Source organism: Pseudomonas sp. S3_B11 (assembly GCF_054667715.1).
In genome coordinates this window covers 6,572,165-6,589,312 of record NZ_CP162749.1, presented here as the reverse complement: position 1 = coordinate 6,589,312, position 17,148 = coordinate 6,572,165, and the positions used below count along the sequence as shown (strand labels likewise).

At 61.4% G+C, this 17,148-nt stretch carries 14 protein-coding genes; 8 read left to right on the top strand and 6 right to left on the bottom strand.

Annotated features, from left to right (window positions below; all coding sequences use genetic code 11):
- Positions 1-8: 8 nt before the first annotated feature.
- From AB4O22_RS29515 to AB4O22_RS29480, 8 genes are all read left to right on the top strand, one after another.
- A complete protein-coding gene (locus tag AB4O22_RS29515) occupies positions 9-803 on the top strand; it encodes a carbon-nitrogen hydrolase family protein (RefSeq protein WP_460095669.1) in 795 nt (264 codons plus the stop codon).
- A 62-nt stretch (positions 804-865) separates the two neighbouring features.
- Entirely contained in the window at positions 866-3,307 is a 2,442-nt protein-coding gene (gene pqqF / locus AB4O22_RS29510; RefSeq protein ID WP_223471401.1) for a pyrroloquinoline quinone biosynthesis protein PqqF, read from the top strand.
- Between the two features lie 170 nt (positions 3,308-3,477).
- Positions 3,478-3,552, top strand: a complete 75-nt coding sequence (gene pqqA / locus AB4O22_RS29505; RefSeq protein ID WP_003177660.1) for a pyrroloquinoline quinone precursor peptide PqqA — start codon at positions 3,478-3,480, stop codon at positions 3,550-3,552.
- 80 nt (positions 3,553-3,632) lie between these two features.
- The gene (gene pqqB, locus AB4O22_RS29500) at positions 3,633-4,544 is read left to right on the top strand and encodes a pyrroloquinoline quinone biosynthesis protein PqqB (protein ID WP_003206215.1); all 912 of its coding nucleotides are present in this window, start codon (positions 3,633-3,635) and stop codon (positions 4,542-4,544) included.
- Positions 4,545-4,648: 104 nt separating this feature from the next.
- Positions 4,649-5,401, top strand: a complete 753-nt coding sequence (gene pqqC / locus AB4O22_RS29495) for a pyrroloquinoline-quinone synthase PqqC (protein WP_014340538.1) — start codon at positions 4,649-4,651, stop codon at positions 5,399-5,401.
- Entirely contained in the window at positions 5,398-5,673 is a 276-nt protein-coding gene (pqqD, locus tag AB4O22_RS29490; RefSeq protein ID WP_204127318.1) for a pyrroloquinoline quinone biosynthesis peptide chaperone PqqD, read from the top strand. Before pqqC ends, pqqD begins: the two co-directional genes overlap by 4 nt.
- A 10-nt stretch (positions 5,674-5,683) precedes the next feature.
- Positions 5,684-6,814, top strand: coding sequence for a pyrroloquinoline quinone biosynthesis protein PqqE (gene pqqE, locus AB4O22_RS29485; RefSeq protein WP_460097768.1), 1,131 nt, complete (start codon positions 5,684-5,686; stop codon positions 6,812-6,814).
- Positions 6,780-8,609, top strand: a complete 1,830-nt coding sequence (locus tag AB4O22_RS29480; RefSeq protein ID WP_460095666.1) for an alpha/beta hydrolase family protein — start codon at positions 6,780-6,782, stop codon at positions 8,607-8,609. The genes pqqE and AB4O22_RS29480 overlap by 35 nt, the downstream gene beginning before the upstream one ends.
- Positions 8,610-8,663: 54 nt before the next feature.
- On the opposite strand, the gene AB4O22_RS29475 is transcribed toward AB4O22_RS29480, so the two are convergent.
- The 6 genes from AB4O22_RS29475 to AB4O22_RS29450 form a co-directional block, all read right to left on the bottom strand.
- Positions 8,664-8,822 (bottom strand): YqaE/Pmp3 family membrane protein, encoded by a 159-nt coding sequence (locus AB4O22_RS29475; protein ID WP_460095664.1) that lies wholly within the window; start codon positions 8,820-8,822, stop codon positions 8,664-8,666.
- 345 nt (positions 8,823-9,167) lie between these two features.
- Positions 9,168-10,946 (bottom strand): acyl-CoA dehydrogenase C-terminal domain-containing protein, encoded by a 1,779-nt coding sequence (locus AB4O22_RS29470; RefSeq protein ID WP_003206225.1) that lies wholly within the window; start codon positions 10,944-10,946, stop codon positions 9,168-9,170.
- Positions 10,947-11,166: 220 nt separating this feature from the next.
- On the bottom strand, positions 11,167-12,963 hold the full coding sequence (locus AB4O22_RS29465; protein WP_223471408.1) for an acyl-CoA dehydrogenase C-terminal domain-containing protein: 1,797 nt from the start codon (positions 12,961-12,963) through the stop codon (positions 11,167-11,169).
- Between the two features lie 91 nt (positions 12,964-13,054).
- Positions 13,055-14,344 (bottom strand): GGDEF domain-containing protein, encoded by a 1,290-nt coding sequence (locus tag AB4O22_RS29460; RefSeq protein ID WP_003206228.1) that lies wholly within the window; start codon positions 14,342-14,344, stop codon positions 13,055-13,057.
- Between the two features lie 346 nt (positions 14,345-14,690).
- Positions 14,691-16,496, bottom strand: coding sequence for a phenylacyl-CoA dehydrogenase (locus tag AB4O22_RS29455; protein WP_003206230.1), 1,806 nt, complete (start codon positions 16,494-16,496; stop codon positions 14,691-14,693).
- 276 nt (positions 16,497-16,772) lie between these two features.
- Positions 16,773-17,069, bottom strand: a complete 297-nt coding sequence (locus AB4O22_RS29450; protein ID WP_214509874.1) for a pyrroloquinoline quinone biosynthesis protein PqqE — start codon at positions 17,067-17,069, stop codon at positions 16,773-16,775.
- Positions 17,070-17,148 lie beyond the last annotated feature (79 nt).

Sequence of the window (17,148 nt, the reverse complement as noted above, 5' to 3'; positions counted from 1 at the left end):
AGTTTTCGATGCGTGTAGCCCTCTACCAATGCCCACCGCTGCCACTGGATCCGGCCGGCAACCTGCAACGCCTGCACCAGGTGGCGCTGGAAGCCAGGGGCGCCGATGTGCTGGTGCTGCCGGAGATGTTCATGACCGGCTACAACATCGGCGTCGACGCGGTGAATGTATTGGCCGAGGTCTACAACGGCGAATGGGCGCAACAGATCGCCCGCATTGCCAAGGCCGCCGGCCTGGCGATTGTCTACGGCTACCCTGAACGCGGCGAAGACGGGCAGATCTACAACGCCGTGCAGCTGATCGACGCCCAGGGCGAGCGCCTGGCCAACTACCGCAAGAGCCACCTGTTCGGTGACCTCGATCACGCCATGTTCAGCGCCGGCGACGCCGCATTGCCCATCGTGGAGCTCAACGGCTGGAAGCTCGGCCTCCTGATCTGCTACGACCTGGAATTTCCGGAAAATGCCCGCCGCCTGGCCCTGGCCGGTGCCGAGCTGATCCTGGTACCGACCGCCAACATGCAACCCTACGAGTTCATCGCCGACGTCACCGTGCGAGCCCGGGCCATCGAGAACCAGTGTTTCGTGGCGTACGCCAACTACTGCGGCCACGAAGGTGAATTGCAGTACTGCGGCCAAAGCAGCATCGCCGCACCGAATGGCAGCCGCCCGGCCCTTGCGGGGCTGGATGAGGCCTTGATCGTCGGAGAACTGGATCGACAACTGATGGAAGACTTCCGCGCGGCCTACAACTACCTGCACGATCGCCGCCCAGAGCTTTACGACGATCTGCACAAACACTGATTGAGGATTGAGAACGCGGCCTAATCCGCTAGCATGAGCGCATCTTTGTTCTGGAAGCGCTCATGCCGGCCCCCGACTCCCTCCGCCCCCACACTGAAACCCTGGCCAACGGCTTGCAGGTGACATTGCGTCACGTCCCAGGCCTCAAGCGCAGCGCTGCAGTACTGCGAGTCGCGGCTGGCAGCCATGACGCGCCCCTGGCCTGGCCGGGATTGGCGCACTTGCTCGAACATCTGTTCTTCCTCGGCACCGAGCGCTTTCCCGCTGGGGAGAACCTGATGGCCTACGTGCAGCGGCACGGCGGCCAGGTCAATGCACGTACCAGCGAACGCACCACGGATTTTTTCTTCGAATTGCCACCCGCAACCTTCGCCGACGGACTGGAACGACTGGGGGACATGCTCGCTCACCCACGCCTGGATGAGGCCGATCAGTTGCGCGAACGGGAAGTGCTGCACGCCGAGTTCATCGCCTGGTCCCAGGATGCTGCAGCCCAGCGACAGCTTGCCTTGCATGACGGCCTGTCGGCGTCCCATCCGCTGCGGGGTTTTCATGCCGGCAATCGCGACAGCCTGGCAGTGACCCAAACCGAATTCCAAAGCGCATTGCACGACTTCTATCGCCGCTTCTACCAGAGCGGCCAGATGACCCTGAGCCTGGCCGGCCCGCAAAGCATCGACGCCTTGAAAGCGCTGGCTGAACAGTTCGACAACCACATACCTGCCGGCGAAGCGCTTGCCAGGCCGGCACCGCCAAAGCTGATGGCATCGTCCCAGACGAGTTATCAACAGGCCCGCGAGGGTTGCCTTGATCTGCTGTTCGCCTTCGAAGACCTGCCTGCCGCCTCGCCTCAAGCCCTCGATTTTCTGTGTACGTGGCTGAACTCCAGCAAACCGGGCGGCTTGCTCGCCACATTGCGTCAGCGCGGCCTGGCTGACAGCCTCAAGGCCACCGCGCTGTATGAGTTTGCCGGGCAGGCGTTGCTGCACATCGAATTCAAGCACGCCAACGCCCAGACAGCGACGCAGATCCAGCCGTTGCTGCACGACTGGCTGGGGTTCTTTGCCGCCCAGGACGACTGGGCGCCGTTGCGCCAGGAGTTCACCGCACTGTTGCTGCGCCGGCAGGAGACAGGATCGGCCTTGCAGTTGGCCCGCTGGGATTGTGAAGGACGTGACGAGCCGCTGTTGGCAAACGACCTCGTGAGGCTCAGGGAAATCCTCAAGCAACTGCACCCTGCCGATAACGTCGCGGGACAATGGCAACTGCCCGCGCCCAATCCGTTCCTGCAAACGCCAAGCGAAGCGCCCCGCGCCGGGCTGATACGCGGCCAGACCAGCGCCCATCGCGGCTTGCGAACCTTCGCCCAGGATCGCTCCCGGGGTCGCCGGGAACGCTCGCCCATGCAGTTCAGCCAGGCGCTGCCAGACAACGGTCGTGAAGGCGCGGTGTACCTGCGTTGGCAACTGACAACCCAGGCACCGCTCGACTTTCAATCCAGGCTCGACCGACACCTGCAGGATGTGCGAGAGGATGCTCGCCAGGCCGGCGTGGACGTCAGCTTCGAGCCCTCCGGTCATCAATGGCTACTGAAACTGGTTGGCTTACAGGCGCCGATACCGTTGGTGCTCGAACACGTTCTGACGAAGCTTGCGCAACCACTGCCAATGGCCCTGGCCAGCCACGAAACCCCGCCGATGCCGATTCGGCATCTGTTGAAGGCGCTGCCAGATCACTGCCGTCACAACCGGCAAGCGTCGGCGTTACCAGTGCCCGACAGCGACCAAAGTGTGTGGATAACGGCCCGATGGGACGGGTTGTCCATCGGCCTGTCGGCGGCCACCCAAGGGGCGTTGGGCCCAGCGTTGGCCCGGGTGCCGGGCACCGCCAGCGATGAAGCCGACCTGGCGCCGGCGCCTCGCGGGCAACGCCTCTGGCATGAGCTCCAGACTCACGGCGAAGAACCGGCCGTGCTGTTGTTTTGCCCGACAGCCACCCCGACGCTGGCCGACGAAGCCACCTGGCGGCTGCTGGCACAGCTGTGTCAGACGCCGTTCTACCAGCGCCTGCGCGTGGAGTTGCAGTTGGGTTATGCGGTGTTCAGTGGGTTGAAGCAGATCGACGGGCAAACCGGGGTGTTGTTCGGCGTCCAATCACCCAGCCTGTCTGCGACGCAACTGAGCGTCCACATCGAACAGTTCCTGCTCGGGTTACCAGCATTGCTCCAGCAGCTCGATGATGTCTCCCTGACCGGCCAGCAGCAGGCGCTTGCCGCCCAACTCCAGAGCACCGCCCTGCCCTGCGCCCAGGCCGCCGAACTGCTCTGGCAGGGCAAGCTGGCCGACCGCCCGTCGGATTATCTTGAGCAACTGTCCGCTGCCATCGTGTGCCTGGATCGCACCCAGCTACAAATGGCCGCCCAACGCCTGATCGAGGCTGAAGGGGGATGGTATTGCCTGAGCAACGGAGCCTGCCCGGGAGAGCGCTGGCAAGCGGCGCAATGATCATTGCAGGGGCCGTAATGAGCTTTCTTCGAGAATCGCGGCGAACGAAGATGTCAGATTTAGTAACATAGGCGCCTAAGCATCTGAACATCTCCGAACGGAGGTGGACTATATGTATAGGTCTCAACCGTTCTATCTAACGAAAGCATCCCAACCAAAGGAGTATTCCCATGTCCTGGTCCAAACCCGCATATATCGACCTGCGTATCGGTTTCGAAGTCACCATGTACTTCGCCAGCCGTTGAATGCTGCAGGCGGTTAAGCACGCAGCACTACGCCTCGGCCAGCCGAGGCGTTTTTATTTCGGTTTGCAGATGGAGCAGCCATGTTCGTCCAGATTCTAGGTTCTGCCGCCGGTGGCGGTTTCCCCCAGTGGAACTGCAACTGCGCCAATTGCGCAGGTTTTCGCGACGGCAGCCTGCGGGCCCAGGCGCGCACCCAATCGTCCATCGCCCTGTCCGATGACGGTGTGAACTGGGTGCTGTGCAACGCCTCCCCGGACATTCGCGCCCAGCTCCAGGCCTTCGCCCCGATGCAGCCGGGCCGGGCCCTGCGCGACACGGGCATTGGCGCGATCATCCTGATGGACAGCCAGATCGACCACACCACCGGCCTGCTCAGCCTGCGTGAAGGTTGCCCACATCAAGTCTGGTGCACCGACATGGTCCATGAAGACCTGAGCACGGGCTTTCCGCTGTTCAACATGCTGACCCACTGGAACGGCGGGTTGAGCTGGAATCGCATCGAACTCGACCAGAGCTTCACCATCGCCGCCTGCCCGAACCTGCGCTTCACCCCGCTGCCCCTGCGCAGCGCCGCACCGCCCTATTCACCGCATCGCTTCGACCCGCATCCGGGCGACAACATCGGGCTGATCGTCGAAGACCTGCGCACGGGCGGCAAGCTGTTCTATGCCCCGGGCCTGGGCAAGGTCGACGAGTCGTTGTTGGAGATCATGGCCGGCAGCGATTGCCTGTTGGTGGACGGTACGATGTGGGACGACGATGAAATGCAGCGCCGTGGCGTCGGCACCCGCACTGGCCGGGAAATGGGCCACCTGGCCCAGAATGGCCCCGGCGGTATGCTGGAAGTACTGGAACAAGTGCCTGGGCCGCGCAAGGTCCTTATCCATATCAACAACACCAACCCGATCCTGGACGAAGATTCGCCCGAGCGGGCAGAGCTTGTACGTCGAAAGATTGAAGTGTCTTACGACGGAATGAGTATTGAGTTGTAAGGAGGGCGGAACGATTGTGGGAGCGAGCTTGCTCCGGGCGGCGATCCAACGATGGGGCCAGCCCTGACGCCACAGAACCCACGGGCATTTCCCGGAGAACCAAAATGACTGACACCCCCCTGTCCCCCGCCGAGTTCGAAGCCGCCCTGCGTGCCAAGGGCGCGTATTACCACATCCATCACCCTTATCACGTGGCGATGTATGAAGGCCGCGCGACTCGCGAGCAGATCCAGGGCTGGGTCGCGAACCGTTTTTACTACCAGGTGAATATCCCGCTCAAGGATGCCGCGATCCTGGCCAACTGCCCGGACCGGGAAATCCGCCGCGAGTGGATCCAGCGCCTGCTCGACCACGACGGCGCTCCCGGCGAAGACGGCGGCATCGAAGCCTGGTTGCGGCTGGGCCAGGCGGTGGGCCTGGACCCCGATCAACTGCGCTCCCAGGAGCTGGTGCTGCCCGGAGTGCGTTTTGCGGTGGATGCCTACGTCAACTTCGCCCGCCGGGCCTGCTGGCAAGAAGCCGCCAGCAGCTCGTTGACCGAACTGTTCGCCCCGCAGATCCACCAGTCGCGCCTGGACAGTTGGCCCCAGCATTACCCATGGATCGACCCGACCGGCTATGAATACTTCCGCACCCGCCTGGGCCAGGCCCGGCGTGATGTGGAACATGGCCTGGCGATCACCTTGCAGCACTACACCACTCGCGCAGGTCAGGAGCGCATGTTGGAGATTCTCCAGTTCAAACTGGACATCCTCTGGAGCATGCTCGATGCCATGAGCATGGCCTACGAATTGAACCGCCCGCCCTACCACAGCGTGACCGGGCAACGGGTGTGGCACAAAGGGATCACCTTATGAGTTTCGATCGCAGCAAAACCCCGCGCTGGCGCCCCGGCTATCGCTTCCAGTACGAACCGGCCCAGAAAGGCCACGTGCTGCTCTATCCTGAAGGCATGATCAAGCTGAACGACAGCGCTTCGCTGATCGGTGGCCTGATCGACGGTGAACGGGATGTCGCGGCCATCATCGGCGAGTTGGCGAAGCAGTTTCCCGACGTGCCGGAACTCGGTGACGATATCGAGCAATTCATGGAGGTCGCCCGTGCACAGCATTGGATCGAACTTGCCTGACACCACCGGTCTGCCGCCCAAGCCTGAGGTCGGCTTGCCGCTGTGGTTGCTGGCGGAGCTGACCTATCGCTGCCCGCTGCAATGCCCCTATTGCTCCAACCCGCTGGACTTCGCCGAGCAAGGCCAGGAGCTGAGCACCGAGCAGTGGTTCAAGGTCTTTCGCGAAGCCCGCGAGATGGGCGCCGCGCAATTGGGTTTTTCCGGCGGCGAGCCGCTGGTGCGCCAGGACCTGGCCGAGCTGATCGGCGAGGCGCGCAAGCTGGGTTTCTACACCAATCTGATCACCTCCGGCATCGGCTTGACCGAGCAGAAAATCAGCGACTTCAAGAAGGCCGGCCTCGACCATATCCAGATCAGCTTCCAGGCCAGCGACGAGCAGGTGAACAACCTCTTGGCCGGCTCGAAGAAAGCCTTCGCGCAAAAACTGGAAATGGCCCGGGCGGTGAAGGCCCACGGCTATCCGATGGTGCTGAACTTCGTGACCCATCGGCACAACATCGACAAGATCGATCGCATCATCGAGCTGTGCATCGCCCTGGAAGCCGACTTCGTCGAACTCGCCACGTGCCAGTTCTACGGCTGGGCGCAGCTCAACCGCGTCGGCCTGCTGCCCACCCGGGAGCAACTGGTACGCGCCGAGCGTGTCACCAACGAATACCGCGCCAAGCTGGAAGCGCAAGGCAACCCGTGCAAGCTGATCTTCGTCACGCCGGACTACTACGAAGAACGCCCCAAGGGCTGCATGAATGGCTGGGGCAGCATTTTCCTCACCGTCACGCCGGACGGCACGGCATTGCCCTGTCACGGTGCCCGCCAGCTGCCGGTGCAATTTCCCAACGTGCGCGACCACAGCATGCAGCACATCTGGTACGACTCGTTCGGCTTCAACCGCTTCCGCGGTTATGTCTGGATGCGCGAACCGTGCCGTTCCTGCGATGAAAAGGAGAAGGACTTCGGCGGCTGCCGCTGCCAGGCGTTCATGCTCACAGGCGACGCCAGCAACGCCGACCCGGTGTGCAGCAAGTCCGAACATCACGGTGTGATTCTCAAGGCGCGGGAAGACGCTGAGCACGCTACGCAAACCATTGAACAATTGGCCTTTCGCAATGAACGAAACTCGCGCCTCATCGCCAAAGGCTGAGCCTTTCAGCGCCGCCCAGGCCGTCGCCGCCGGCACCGACTTCGCCGAACTGCAGCTCGGGCCGTTGGGCCTGTTCTGGAATGAATACCGCCCCGCAGACGGCGCCTGCCGGATCTGGCATTGGCAAGACGCCATACCCCGCTGCCTGACACCGGACGGGTTCAGCGCGCGCAGCCGGGTCTATGAATACGGCGGTGGATCATTCTGCCTGAGCCACGACGGTGTGCTGTTCGTCAATGAGGCCGACCAGCAGCTGTACCACCAATCCCTGAACGACGAACACCCCGTGGCGCTGACCTCGGGTGACTGCCGTTATGGGGATCTAGGCTTCGCCGACGGCCAGGTATTGGCGGTGGAAGAACAGGCCAACCAGCATCGGCTGGTTTCGATCGGCTTGGCGGATCATCAGCGGCATCTGCTGGCCGAAGGTGCAGATTTCTATGCTTCACCGACCCTGAGCCCGGACGGTCAACGGCTCGCCTGGATCGAGTGGAGCCGTCCGCATCAACCCTGGACCGCAACGCGCTTGATGCTGGCTGAGCGCAACGCTACGGGGTGGGGTGCGCCGCGCTGTGTCGCGGGCAACGGTGAAGAGGAGTCCATCCAGCAACCGCGCTTCGATGCGGCCAGTCGTCTTTATTGCCTGACTGATCGCGGCGGTTATTGGCAGCCTTGGAGGGAATCGGCCCAGGGCCTGGAACCGCTGCCTGCCGCCCAAGCCGATCACGCCCCAGCGCCGTGGCAACTGGCTGGCTGCACCTGGCTGCCGCTGGGCGAACACACGTACCTGGCCAGTTGGACCGAAGCAGGTTTCGGGCGCCTGGGTCTATGCCACGGTGACGATGTCGATGAAGACTTCACCGGCCCCTACACCCGCTTTCGCAGCCTGGCGCTGGATGAACGGTTCATCTACGCCGTTGCAGCCTCGCCGACCCGGCCATCGGCGGTCATTGCCATTGAGCGGCATAGCCACGAAGTGGCCGTGCTGGCCGGCGGCGTCACGCCATTGCCCGTCGAACAGATCAGCCGTCCTCGCACCCTGCGCTATCCGTCCGCGTCAGGCGAGGCCCACGGGTTCTTCTACCCGGCCATGAACGCACCCGCAAAGCCACCATTGGTGGTGTTCATTCACGGCGGCCCCACCTCGGCCTGTTATCCCCTGTTCGACCCGCGTATCCAGTATTGGACCCAGCGTGGCTTTGCCGTCGCCGATCTCAACTACCGCGGCAGCAGCGGCTATGGCCGGGCCTATCGGCAGGCGTTGCATTTGAATTGGGGCGTGGTGGATGTCGAGGACGCCTGCGCGGTGGTCGCGTATCTGGACGAACAAGGCTTGGCCGATGGCCGACGTGCGTTCATTCGAGGCGGCAGTGCCGGTGGCTACACGACGCTCTGCGCCCTGGCATTCCATGATGTATTCCGCGCCGGCGCCAGCCTCTATGGCGTGAGCGATCCTGTCGCCCTGGCCCGTGCTACGCACAAGTTCGAAGGTGATTACCTGGACTGGTTGATTGGCGATCCGCAACAAGACGTCGAGCGTTACCGCGCCCGTACCCCGCTGCTGCACGCCGGGAACATTCGCGTGCCGGTGATCTTTTTCCAGGGTGAACTGGACGCCGTGGTCGTGCCGCAGCAAACCCGCGACATGGTCAACGCTTTACAAGCCAACGGCGTGGCGGTCGAGGCGCACTACTACCCCGATGAACGCCACGGTTTTCGCAAGGCCGCGAACCAGGCCCATGCGCTGGAGCATGAGTGGTTGTTCTATCGCAAGGTGATGGATAGCGACCTTTAGGCAAAAAACTGTGGGAACAAGCTCGCTCCCACAGGGGGTCTATAACCGATGAATTCAGCGCTTGGCGATGATATACACCGCATGCACGATGCCAGGGATATAACCCAACAACGTCAGCAGGATATTCAGCCAGAAAGCCCCGCCGAAGCCGACCTGCATGAACACCCCCAGTGGCGGCAGCAGGATGGCGATGATGATGCGAATGAAATCCATGGATGACTCCCTGATCGACGATGGCCAAATTGCCATATAGCTCATTGACCCCAGGCCGCTCGCCAGGGTTCAGTGAAACGCAACCAGAAGCAGCCCCGATGGTGGGCGCCTGCCAGGAACAAAAAACGCAGGCAAAAGAAAACCCCGCCGAAGCGGGGCTTTGCAGACTGTTTCCCTGACATCCATTTCACTCTGCCGTCCTGGCAGAATCCTACGTGTCCATGTTGTTACTTTGCGCGTCCTGCGCTACATCCATGGAAGCTAGATTATCCCTGGATCCAATCCGCCGATAGAGGGAAAACGCCAGCACGATGTGTAAGATAATGCTTACACATCGTCATGATTTCAGAACTGGCCGGCTTCCAGCAGGAACAGCGACTCGCTGCCCGCCTTGACCGAAGCGCTCAAGGAATGAATACGCGGCAGCAGGCGGGCGAAATAGAACCGCGCCGTACCCAGTTTGCTCGCGTAGAAATCATCCTGGCTTTCTTTGCCCAAGGCCGCCCTGGCCATCAGAGCCCACATGTACGCATACGCGGTGTAGCCAAACGCCTGGAGGTACTCCACCGACGCCGCGCCGATTTCGTTCGGGTTGCTTTTCGCCCGGTCCAACAGCCAGTCGGTCAACTCGTCCAGCGTGTCGACAGCGCTGTTCAACGGCTTGATGAACTCCGCCAGATCGCTGTTCGCGGTGGCAGTGAAGTGACGGATTTCATCGGCAAACAACTTGTAGAACGCACCGCCGCTGCCGACGATCTTGCGCCCCACCAAGTCCAGCGCCTGGATACCGTTGGTACCTTCGTAGATCTGGGTGATACGCACATCGCGCACCAGTTGCTCCTGGCCCCATTCACGAATGTACCCGTGGCCGCCGAACACCTGTTGACCATGGACTGTGGTTTCCAGGCCCAGGTCGGTCAGGAAGGCCTTCGCCACCGGTGTCAGCAACGCCACCAGGTCTTCGGCGCGCTTGCGCGTGACTGGGTCTTCGCTGAACTTGGCGGTGTCCAATTGCATCGCCACGTAGGTGGAAAATGCCCGGCCACCCTCGTTCGAGGCCTTCATGGTCAGCAGCATCCGGCGCACGTCGGGGTGGACGATGATCGGGTCAGCGACCTTGTCCTTGTTCTGCGCACCGGTTGGCGAACGGCTTTGCAGCCGGTCACGGGCATATTCGATGGCATTCTGGTAGGAACGCTCACCGGAGGCCAGGCCTTGGATACCGACGCCCAGACGTTCGTAGTTCATCATGGTGAACATGGCCGCCAGGCCCTTGTTCGGCTCGCCTACCAGATAACCTACGGCTTCGTCGAAGTTCATCACGCAGGTGGCGGATGCCTGGATGCCCATCTTGTGTTCGATAGAGCCGCAGTTGGCCGCGTTGCGCGCGCCCAGGCTGCCGTCGGCATTGACCATGAACTTGGGCACCAGGAACAACGAGATGCCCTTGGGGCCTGCCGGCGCGTCCGGCAGTTTCGCCAGCACCAGGTGAATGATGTTCTCGGTGAGATCGTGTTCACCGCCAGTGATGAAAATTTTCGTACCGCTGACCTTATAGGAACCGTCGGCCTGGGGTTCGGCCTTGGTGCGGATGATCCCCAGGTCCGTACCGGCATGAGGCTCGGTCAGGCACATGGAACCGGCCCAGACGCCGGCGTACATGTTCGGCAGGTACGCCGCTTTCAGTTCTTCGCTGGCATGGGCATTGATCGACAGGCAGGCGCCAGCGGTCAGCATCGGGTACAAGCCGAAGGACAAGCTGGCGGAGTTGACCATTTCCTCGACCTGGGCCGAAACGGCCTTGGGCATGCCCATGCCGCCGTACACCGGGTCACCGCCGACACCGACCCAACCGCCTTCAGCGTAAGTCTTGTAGGCCTGTGGGAAACCTGCCGGCGTGGTGACGGCGCCGGCGGCCCAGTGGCAACCTTCTTCGTCAGCGGCGCGGCTGAGGGGCGCGATGCTTTTGCTAGTGACTTTGCCGGCTTCTTCAAGGATCGCTTCGACCGTTTCGGCATCCACGGTGTCGGCCAGCGCCGGCAATTGGGCCCAGAGTTTCGCGACCTCGAACACTTCATTGAGGACGAAGCGCATATCGCGCAGGGGCGCTTTGTAGTCAGCCATGGCAAACCTCGCAGGATCTAAACAGTTGGTTCGTAAAAGACGGTTTTCGCAATGACCTGAGTGTACCTCAACAACTTTTGCGACACATAGGGTCAACCCATGACCGTTTTGTTATTTTTAGTCACCAGGAAAGATCGCAGGCTTCGCCAGCTCCTACAGGGAATGCGCATTTCCATGTAGGAGCTGGCGAAGACTGCGATCTGTTGGCATTTCCTCTAAATCAAAGCGCAAACAACTCCGCCGGCAGCTTCATCAGGCAATCACTCCCGGCCTCGACGGCAGCCCGATGGGCGGTCGTGCGCGGCAGCAGGCGCTTGAAGTAAAACTCACACGTCGCCAATTTACCCCGGCAGAAATCCCCATCACCCTGGCCGCTGTCGACTTGCGCCTGGGCAACCAAGGCCATCCGCAACCACAGGTAGGCCAGGATGATGTAGCCGCTGTACATCAGGTAATCCACGGAGGCGGCCCCCACTTCATCGGGATTCTTCATGGCAGCCATGCCGACCCGGGTGGTCAGTTCGCCCCATTGCTGGTTGAGCCCATTGAGTTGCTCGACGTAATCCTTGAACTGCGGATGCCCGGCATTCGCGGCGCAGAATTTATGGACGATCCGGGTAAAACCACGCAATAGCTTGCCCTGGCTGCCCAGAACCTTGCGCCCCAGCAGATCCAGGGCCTGGATGCCATTGGTGCCCTCGTAGATCGGCGCAATGCGGCAATCTCGCACCAACTGCTCCATGCCCCACTCACGAATAAAGCCGTGACCGCCAAACACTTGCATGCCGTGGTTGGTCACCTCCAGCCCGGTGTCGGTCATGAAGGCCTTGCAGATCGGGGTGAGGAACGCCAGCAGGTCCTCGGCCTCCTGGCGGGCGGTTTCGTCCGCACTCAGGTGCGCGGTATCGAGCAATTGCGCGGTGAAATACGTCAGCGCCCGGTTGCCTTCGTTGAAGGCTTTCATGGTCAGCAACATCCTGCGCACATCGGGATGGACGATGATCGGGTCGGCGACCTTTTCCGGCGCCTTGGGGCCGGTCAGCGCGCGCATCTGCAAACGGTCGTTGGCGTACTTGATGGCGCCCTGGAAGCTCGCCTCGCCCAGGCACAGGCCCTGCATGCCGGTGCCGAGCCGGGCGTGGTTCATCATGGTGAACATGCAATTGAGGCCCTTGTTCGGCTCGCCGATCAGGAACCCCTTGGCCCCATCGAAGTTCAGCACGCAAGTGGCCGAGGCCTTGATACCCATCTTGTGCTCGATCGAGCCACAGGACACGCCATTGCGCGGCCCGGCCTCACCCGTGGCGTCGGGCAGGAACTTGGGCACGATAAACAGCGAGATGCCCTTGGTCCCGGCGGGAGCGTCCGGCAACTTGGCCAGCACCAGATGGATGATGTTATCGCTCATGTCGTGTTCGCCGGCGGAAATGAAGATCTTGCTGCCGGAGATCGCATAGCTGCCGTCGGCCTGGGGCACGGCGCGGGTCTTGATGATGCCCAGGTCGGTGCCGCAGTGGGCTTCGGTCAGGCACATGGTGCCGGTCCACTGGCCGGCGGTGAGTTTGCTCAGGTAGGTCTGTTTCTGTTCCGACGTGCCGTGGGCATGGATCGCCGACATGGCGCCGTGAGTCAGGCCTGGGTACATTCCCCAGGAGGTGTTGCTGGAGCCGATCATCTCGCTGATGACCAGGCCCAGGGAGCTGGGCAAGCCCTGGCCACCATACGCCGGGTCCGCCGCCAGCCCATGCCAGCCGCCCTCCACGTACTGTGCGAAAGCCTGCTTGAAGCCTGTCGGCGTGGTGACTACGCCGTTGTCGAAATGGCAACCCTCTTCGTCACCGGAGCGATTGAGCGGCGCCAGAACGTTCTCGCAGAACCTGGCGCCTTCCTCGAGGATCGCGCTGACCATGTCCGGGCTGGCATCGCTGGCGCCCAGCTCGGCATAGCGACCATGGAAATCGAAGACGTGATCGATCAGAAAGCGCATGTCGCGCAGCGGGGCTTTGTACTCGGGCATGGTGGTTTTCTCCGGTAGCAGATCGTTGCAACCTACTGCCGGCCACCGAGGCCCACAATCACAGTCCAGACGCTGAATGCGCCGTCATCACTCAACCCGCGGCAGTCTCCATGCGCACCGCACCGCGGCGGTTCTGCCCGAAGGCAATCACACAGTTACGTCCCGCGCCCTTGGCGTTATAGAGCGCCTGGTCGGCGGACTTGAGCACTTCTTCAGGCGTGCGCTGCTCAAGGCGTTCCGCGACGCCGATGCTGACTGTCACCGAGACGCTGGACGCACCGGCACCAGAACGACGCTGACGGCCTTGTTGGTCGTCCTGGGGACGGCTGTCGGGATTGCGCAGCTGGATGGCGTACGTCTCGATGGACTGGCGGATGACTTCCAGGTGGGGCATGCACTCGTCGATGGTCTTGCCGGCGAACACCAGGGCAAACTCCTCACCGCCGTAGCGATACGCCCTGCCGCCACCGCCGATCTTCGACAATTTGCTGGCGACCAGGCGCAGCACCTGGTCACCCACATCGTGGCCGTGGGTGTCGTTGAATTTCTTGAAGTGGTCCACATCGCTCATCGCCAGCACATAGTTGCGCCCCAGGCGCTGCATGCGTTCGTTCAGCGCCCGCCGGCCCGGCAGGCCGGTGAGTTCGTCACGGAAGGCCATTTGATAGGCCTCATGGGCGACCGCCGCGGCGATCATCAACATCACCTGGCTGCACATGATGTTCAGGGTGAACGGCAGGATGAAGGTTTTCGGCAACATCCAGAACAACCCCAGCACCCCCACCAATTGCGCAGCATGCAGTGGCCGGGGGTTACGCCAGTATTGCCAGGCCAGCAGCAGGAACGCGGCGGCGAACATCGGGTAAGACAATTGGATCAAGCTCATCCAGGCGCCGTGCAACGCCGGCCAGCGGATCTCCGAGAGCCACAACAGCAAGGCCTGGGGGAAACTCTGCTCCAGGGCCAGCGCCACGCTGCCAAAGACCAGCAACACCGCGAACCGGGCCACCATGTCTTGGAACAAGTGGGTACGCTCCTGCCACGCGGCGAACAGCCCGAACAACAGCGGCAGCAACAGGCAAACGAGATGGAACACCACCGCCGCGTCTTCACGCACCTTGCCGTTATCGCGGTAGAAGTCAGTCTGGGTGTCCAAGAGGAAGTAGGCGATGTACACCGTGACCATCAGAAACAGCTCACGTTGACGTCGGTAGACCGCGCAATACGCCCCGCCCAGCAATAACACCAGGGTCGGGAGAACGTTGAACAGCGAGGTGAAGAAAACATTGAGATCCTTGACGTAGGCAGCCGCAAGCCCCGCCAGCAACAGCAGCAATGACGGTAGGAAATGGCTCAAACGTACAGCGGAAGAACGCGGCAAGGGTAAAGCTCCAACCCGGCTGATCAAAGATGGCATTGTGCCTGCAACTGGAGCAGTAAGGCACGCGAGATGTGACAGGTGTCACACTGCCATCGCTGTAACGGCAGAGGGGGCGGTTTTCTTAGGGTCGAGTTGGATGAATATTGTTTCAGAATCACAATTGATCCCTGTGGGAGCGAGCTTGCTCGCGATAGCGGTGTGTCAGCCATGACGGTGCGGACTGAACAAACGCCATCGCGAGCAAGCTCGCTCCCACAAGGGCCTGCGGTGGATACAGATTTGCGGCGGACATGAAAAAGCCGCTGCTCCCGAAGGAGCAGCGGCTTTTGGAAGAACCGCGTGAGGCTTAGTAGCCCAGCGCGAAGTCCTCTTCCTTCATGTCCATCAGGTTGTTGGCGCCCGACAGCATGGTTGCCACGTGGGTACGAGTACGCGGCAGGATGCGCTGGAAGTAGAAGCGCGCGGTCTGCAGCTTGGCGGTGTAGAAGGCTTCTTCAGTGGTGCCGGCTGCAAGTTTTTCCGCCGCCAGGCGCGCCATGTCGGCCCAGAAATAGGCCAGGCAGGCGTAACCGGAGTACATCAGGTAGTCCACCGACGCTGCGCCGACTTCTTCGCGATCCTTCATGGCCGCCATACCGACCTTCATGGTCAGCTCGCCCCATTCCTTGTTCAGCGCAGCCAGGGGCTCTACGAACTCCTTGACCGCTTCGTTGCCTTCGTTGCCCTGGCAGAACTTGTGGACGATCTTGGTGAAGCCCTTGAGTGCCTCGCCCTGGGTCATCAGCACTTTACGGCCCAGCAGGTCGAGGGCCTGGATGCCGGTGGTGCCTTCGTACAGCATCGAGATACGGCTGTCGCGAACGTTCTGCTCCATGCCCCACTCGGCGATGAAGCCGTGGCCGCCATAGATCTGCACGCCGTGGTTGGCCGATTCGAAGCCAACTTCGGTCATGAACGCCTTGGCGATCGGCGTCATGAACGCCAGCAGCGCATCGGCCTTTTTCTTCTCTTCTTCATCCACGCCGTACTTGACGATGTCGACCTGCTTGGCGGTGAAGTAGACCATCGCCCGGTTACCCTCGGCGAAAGCCTTCATGGTCAGCAGCATGCGACGCACGTCAGGGTGGACGATGATCGGGTCAGCGGCCTTGTCTGGCGCTTTCGGGCCAGTCAGGGAACGCATTTGCAAGCGATCGCGGGCATATTTCAGGCCGCCCTGGAAGCCGATCTCGGCGTGGGCCAGGCCTTGCAGCGCGGTGCCCAGGCGTGCGGTGTTCATGAAGGTGAACATGCAGTTCAGGCCTTTGTTCGCCGGGCCGATCAGGTAACCGGTGGCCGCGTCGAAGTTCATCACGCAGGTGGCGTTGCCGTGGATGCCCATCTTGTGTTCCAGGGAACCGCAGCTCACCGCGTTACGCTGGCCGATGGAGCCGTCGGCGTTAGGCAGGAACTTGGGAACGATGAACAGCGAAATGCCCTTGGTGCCAGCCGGTGCGTCCGGCAGGCGCGCCAGCACGATATGGACGATGTTATCGGCCATGTCGTGTTCACCGGCCGAAATGAAGATCTTCGTACCGGAAACCTTGTAGGAACCGTCGGCCTGAGGCTCGGCCTTGGTGCGCAGCATGCCCAGGTCGGTGCCGCAGTGTGGTTCGGTCAGGCACATGGTGCCGGTCCATTCGCCGGAAACCAGCTTGGTCAGGTAAGCCTCTTGCTGTTCGGGCGTACCGTGCTCGGAAATCGTGTTCATCGCGCCATGGGACAGGCCCGGGTACATGCCCCACGACCAGTTGGCTTCACCGACCATCTCGCTGACCGCCAGGCCCAGGGATTCCGGCAGGCCTTGACCACCGTGCTCGACGTCGTGGGCCAGGCTTGGCCAGCCGCCTTCGACGAATTGCTTGTAGGCTTCCTTGAAACCAGTCGGGGTCTTCACGCCGGACTCGCTCCAGGTGCAGCCTTCGATGTCGCCCACGCGGTTCAGCGGAGCCAGTACCTGCTCACAAAACTTGGCGCCTTCTTCGAGAATGGCGTCAACCATGTCCGGAGTTGCGTCCTGGCAAGCCGGAAGGCTCTGATAATGCGCTTCGTAGCCAAGCAGTTCGTCACGAACGAAGCGAATATCACGCAAGGGGGCCTTGTAGTCAGGCATAGCGATAAACCTCTGCTGATGTAACCGGGAATGAACGACCGCGTGGATTTGTTGTAGCGGTCAAACAGTTGTTTGAAACATACGTTTACGCCCAAATCTTGTCAAGCGCCGATCTTTTGCCGTTCGTCATCAGCCTGAGAAAAATGTCGGACACGGAAAATCCATCGCGCTGAAGAATCCGCGATGCGCATAGGAAAAGATTAGTTGAGCAATAAGACGTTAGAGACAAGAACGCCGCGAATAATCGCGGCGTTTTCGTAAATCTGAAGAGAAGGATCAGGCAAAGGTATCGATCAACGTACCGAGCATTTCATCGGATGCCTTGGCCACGTTCACGCCCAGTTGCACCTGGAACTTCCCTTGGGACAGTTCGACCATGTTGCTGGCCAGGTCCGACTGCTGGCTACGATCCACCGAACGCAGGCGATCGACCTGGACTTCGGACGACTGGCTGGTGACCGAACGCTCGATCGTATTGTTGGCGATCTGGCTGGAAGCCTGATCGACACGGTTCTGCCCTGTCTGAATCGTGCTCAGACCGGCATAGAACGCGGTACTTCCTGAGATTTCCATGGCAGAACTCGTCTTCTTGAAGGGTCGACAATGGTCATTGAAGCAGAACCCCAAGGAAAAGACCCGACAAAAACACTAA